The sequence below is a fragment of the Bacillus sp. C30 genome, assembly GCF_040838255.1.
Classification (GTDB): domain Bacteria; phylum Bacillota; class Bacilli; order Bacillales; family Bacillaceae_G; genus Bacillus_A; species Bacillus_A mycoides.
In genome coordinates this window covers 1-4,219 of sequence record NZ_JBFPJH010000287.1, presented here as the reverse complement: position 1 = coordinate 4,219, position 4,219 = coordinate 1, and the positions used below count along the sequence as shown (strand labels likewise).

The window sequence follows — 4,219 nt, the reverse complement described above, 5'->3', positions numbered from 1 at the left end:
ATAAAGATAACACCACTCTCCTTTGATTTTGATGGAGGTTTCATCTAAATGCCATGCGAAATGTGCTGATTTATTTTTCTTCTTCCAAATTTGATAGATCAAATTTCCATATTCATGCACCCAACGCATGATTGTTGTTGGGTGAACGGAAATTCCACGTTCTTTTAAGATTTCAGATACATCACGATAGCTTAAAGAAAAGCGACAGTAATAGCCAACGGCTACTAAAATAATATCTTTCTTGAACTGTTTTCCTTTAAAATATTTCATGCATCATGCTCCTCGAATCATTTTCCTTACATTTTAATTTCACTTAAAAAACTTTGCAACAGAACCAGATTAAGCAGGTCTATATGCATATTCAGGCGACAATAAACATAATTTCACGTACCTTATTATTTAATAAATAATACCCATCAAGAAACGTTCATCCAGGGTTGCTTCCTCCCTTCCGTATCCGCTACAATAGAGATAGAATAAACACAAAGAAAGGTGACTCACTCTATGAATCAACCTTTAGTAAATTTGCGAGTCGATTTTGCGTTCAAACAATTATTTGGCTCAAGAGGAAATGAACAGATTTTAATGCAATTTTTGAACGTGACGTTAGCGTCTTCGCTCTCTTCACCGATTCAAGCGCTGAAAATAGAAGACCCACATATACACCGCGAATATGAAAAGGACAAATTGTCTATTCTAGATGTATTAGCAACTTTAGATGACGATACCCAAATTGCCATTGAAATACAATTGAACGATCAAAATGATTTTCTGAAACGTAGTTTGTATTATTGGAGTCGCTTGTATGCTTCTCAAATGCAAAAAGGTGATTCTTATGATGCATTGCGAAAGACGATTACCATTAATATCTTGAACTTTCCGGTCTTTCCAGAATACGAAACGTTTCATACAACAGGGAAACTATGGGATATTGAATTACAAAAATTACTGATAGACGATTTAGAGTTACACATAATTGAAATCCCTAAATTAATGGCACAATGGAAACAAGAACAAGTCAATCCGTGGGAAGATACCTTTGTACGATGGTTACTCTTATTATCTGCCAATGAAGATACACAATTAACGCATACGCTGGAGGAGATTGCGATGAACCGAGATCCAATTTTAAAAGATGCGATGCAAAAATGGGAACAGATGAGTCAAGACCCTGGATTCCGTATGTTATATGAAGCAAGACAAAAGGCTCTGATTGATGAGGCTTCTAAGTACAAGTATGCAGAGAAGAAAGGCATAGAAAAGGGACGTAAAGAAGGAATTCAAGAGGGAATGGAAAAAGGAAAAGAAGTAGGTATTCAAGAAGGAAAATTGGCAGAAAGAGAACAATTAATCCGTGGCATGCATAACAATGGCATGGATATCGAAGATATTGCCAAATTTACGAATATGGGTATATTGGACATACGACATATTTTAGAACAATAACAGAGAGACATCTCATGAGATGTCTCTCTGTTATTGTCTGATTATTCATAAATTTATAGGCGCATTTCTCTCCTACTAAACAATCGATTGTACTGTTCCTGTCTACTTTGGAGTTGTAAACTTAGTCCTTTTGCCAGTGGTGCCATTTTGAGGTCTTGTTGTAAGTTGAGCAATAACTGGGACACTTTTATAAGCATCTCGTGAATCTCATATGCTTCTTCTGTCAAACCGTCTATAGAAATATGCTGAAGAATCGACTCAATTCTGCTCATTTTCCAATCAATTTCTTGTAACAATTGTGCAGAATTACCAGACCATGACTTATCCACGTATAATCCCTCTCCTGTCTTCTATATCTATTTGTATCCAACTTACTGATATTTTTCATGTTACTATGGAAAAATAGAAAAGAATTCTGGTCTATTAATTTTATAATTGAAAATTTTCACATCTATAACTAGTCCTCTAAGTTTAGTGGTATATGGTATGAGCATTCCGAATTTCCATTAAAATATCGGCAATTCGTTTGCCATTTTTCAAAATCATGCGGTCTTTTATATATCCATCTATACATTGTCCTAATTCTTGATTTAACATCACTTCTATTTCACCGCTGTCTTGTATTTTACTTGTTAGCAAAGTCGGTTGCTTACTTAACGAGCAATACAATTGTAATGTTTCAGCTAAAGATGTCACTAATGGTCTCAACAGGACATCATATTGCGGAAGCATATCAGCGGCGAGTTGTTCATTTAAAACAAAATGAATGCCCTTTTCTTTTACATCAAATCGATATAAGAAAATCATATACATAACACACCCTTTACATATTATGTGTGAAGATATAGGAGAGAACAAGAGTCATATACTGTTGTATTATCCTCTCATTCCCTCAACTGAATAAAAGAATGGTGTATACTCATATTATATATCGGGGGAAGTCGCTATTCAATTTGTTATTTCATTTTGGCTGGATATTTCCAATATGGCTTATCTTTTTTATCAGGGTTTATGTTTGTTTTTTGCTCCACTTTTTTCATCCCCTGATTTTGTTGTTCGAATGTATCTAACTATGTTTGTATTTGTTCCATCTGTTCTTTTACTTCTTTCAATTTCAACTTGATTTCGAAAAATGAATACTTTCTCAAAAATAAATAGATTGAATTTTCCGTTTTTGGTGTAATTAAGAAGAATATTTGCCATTATTCCCTTTTTAAAGGGCGGACTATACCCATAGAACCGTTCTTTTTTTTATTTCACCCATTTAATCTAATTTTCTCATATCATAATGAAAGAGTAACTCTTACCTTACTTTTCAGGCATGTATTATATCCACAGTCGGCTTCCCTTTTTGTAACTACTTACTATAGAAAGAATCTTTCACATATAATCATTTATTCTTCCTATTTGAATGATATTAACTAGCTTGCTGAATCGGTATAGCAGGTGGAATCAAAATCGATAAAGGATAGCTGCGAGTTGCTCCTATCGTATTTTTTGCTACCAAATGATACATATAAGATTGCTCTGGTACTATATTTAAATCGGTAATGGTATTTGTCGTGAATGTTTGGATTCTCTGATTATTTTTATATAAATCATATGTAATCGCATTTTTGGCAGAAATGTTGAACTTAATTTGAGAAGGAGTCATATCTGTCGTTGTCATTTTCACACCGAATGGTGGATATTGTGTTTGAATCGGTTTAATTACAAAAGACATACTATTTGTCATGTCTAATAAAGTTTGATAATGCATATACGCATATCCATGATCTCCAAATTTTGTCCCCCAACTATTTCTGACAATGAACCATTCATTTTTTTCATCATATCCCACTACAACAAGAGCATGTCCCCCTCTGGATTTCTTTTCTGTAACAGGTGGTATAATTCCATTAGCAGGCGTTGCATCAAAATTTGGATACACGTTGATACCTATTAAAACCGGATCTAGATTTGCCAGTGCTTGTTTGATTTTATGTACCATATTTGTTTCGCGTATGACTTGATAACCACTGATTCTATATGGTAATGCATTCTCTTTCTGTGTAGAGGTTACTGGTTGTTTAAATTGTTCTATATTTTCTGGATTTACATCATATAAACGTTCTGTTTCTGGGGGAATACCACTTCGTTTTAAAACTTGAAGTGCGGATTCAATGTACATGCCATCATGAGGCCCATTTGGATAATACATATAAGCAGGGGACAAATAAGTAATATCAGTCCCGCGTGCCCCTGCATCTTTTGCGATGTAATATTCTCTTAAAGCTGTCATTGCAAATGGGACACAAGTCCCAAACTTCCCTTGATTTCGTACTTCTGGAAAATATTCACGTAAATCGATGCGATTGGGAAGAATGTTTGGGGTTTGAATTCCTTGTTGTTTTTGTTTAGTTGCTTCTTGTTTTGTGAGATAAGAAGTAGATGGTGTATACTCGGGTATATCTTCCTTCACCTTAGTATCTTTTAAACCCAATCCATACGTAGAGAACTCATTTGGGTGAAATGTTTTTTCTGTGTCAGCATGTATAGCTGGTATGAATAAAAACCCGATAATTCCGACTACTGTCATCGTAAAAAAAGTAAACGTATTATTCTTCATGGATTTCCCCTCTCCAAATATATTACATTTCCATAAACTAAAATTTTAACTATGTATTCAATATATAACAAATTAAATGCAGTAACTAGATTACATAAGTTGATAAATATGGTTCTGTTGCAAAGTTTTTCGAGCTGAGCTAAACTGTAGGAAAATTGAGATGAG

Annotated in this window: 5 protein-coding genes; 1 reads left to right on the top strand and 4 read right to left on the bottom strand. The window is 34.2% G+C overall.

Annotated features, from left to right (window positions below):
- Window positions 1-270 (bottom strand): transposase domain-containing protein (locus tag AB3X49_RS18630; protein ID WP_503413847.1); only part of this gene is annotated, 270 nt, incomplete at its 3' end.
- 234 nt (window positions 271-504) lie between these two features.
- On the opposite strand from AB3X49_RS18630, the gene AB3X49_RS18625 reads away from it, so the two are divergent.
- Window positions 505-1,446, top strand: coding sequence for an Rpn family recombination-promoting nuclease/putative transposase (locus tag AB3X49_RS18625; RefSeq protein WP_367963925.1), 942 nt, complete (start codon window positions 505-507; stop codon window positions 1,444-1,446).
- A gap of 53 nt (window positions 1,447-1,499) precedes the next feature.
- Here AB3X49_RS18625 and AB3X49_RS18620 read toward each other — a convergent pair whose 3' ends face one another.
- The 3 genes from AB3X49_RS18620 to AB3X49_RS18610 all read right to left on the bottom strand — a co-directional run bounded on the left by AB3X49_RS18620 (window position 1,500) and on the right by AB3X49_RS18610 (window position 4,054).
- On the bottom strand, window positions 1,500-1,775 hold the full coding sequence (locus AB3X49_RS18620) for a hypothetical protein (protein ID WP_367963923.1): 276 nt from the start codon (window positions 1,773-1,775) through the stop codon (window positions 1,500-1,502).
- A 142-nt stretch (window positions 1,776-1,917) separates the two neighbouring features.
- On the bottom strand, window positions 1,918-2,259 hold the full coding sequence (locus AB3X49_RS18615) for a hypothetical protein (protein ID WP_367963921.1): 342 nt from the start codon (window positions 2,257-2,259) through the stop codon (window positions 1,918-1,920).
- 604 nt (window positions 2,260-2,863) lie between these two features.
- The gene (locus AB3X49_RS18610; RefSeq protein WP_367963919.1) at window positions 2,864-4,054 is read right to left on the bottom strand and encodes a C1 family peptidase; all 1,191 of its coding nucleotides are present in this window, start codon (window positions 4,052-4,054) and stop codon (window positions 2,864-2,866) included.
- Window positions 4,055-4,219 lie beyond the last annotated feature (165 nt).

Excerpts from the sequence above, each read along its gene's own strand:
- AB3X49_RS18625 (WP_367963925.1), top strand. The coding sequence starts at position 505 with ATGAATCAACCTTTAGTAAATTTGCGAGTCGATTTTGCGTTCAAACAA.
- AB3X49_RS18610 (WP_367963919.1), bottom strand. The coding sequence starts at position 4,054 with ATGAAGAATAATACGTTTACTTTTTTTACGATGACAGTAGTCGGAATT.
- AB3X49_RS18615 (WP_367963921.1), bottom strand. The coding sequence starts at position 2,259 with ATGTATATGATTTTCTTATATCGATTTGATGTAAAAGAAAAGGGCATT.